Below are 237 nucleotides of genomic sequence, written 5' to 3'. Positions count from 1 at the left end.
GTTCTCGGCGCTGGAACGCCTCAAGAAAATTCCAGACAAATCAATCGCGATTCTGGTGCCATCCAAGCGGCTTATGCTCGAGCTTTCTGACTACCTTTCTTCAGCAGCTGACGGTCTGCCAGAGCTACATCACGACGTAGCAATGGATACAGAACCGCCGGCTCTAGCCGCTGGCGTCATTGCAACGCTATTGGAGGGAGGCACGGCTGGCGAGGTGGCGAGCCGTATGCTTGGGGC

At 57.0% G+C, this 237-nt stretch carries 1 pseudogene; it reads left to right on the top strand.

Annotation, left to right across the window (positions count from 1 at the left end):
* A pseudogene (locus FQ664_RS27640) lies at nucleotides 1-237 on the top strand (UvrD-helicase domain-containing protein); the annotation flags it as partial.

This window comes from Pseudomonas persica, assembly GCF_900291015.1.
In the GTDB taxonomy this organism is placed as follows: domain Bacteria; phylum Pseudomonadota; class Gammaproteobacteria; order Pseudomonadales; family Pseudomonadaceae; genus Aquipseudomonas.
This window is presented reverse-complemented; position numbering and strand designations above follow the sequence as displayed.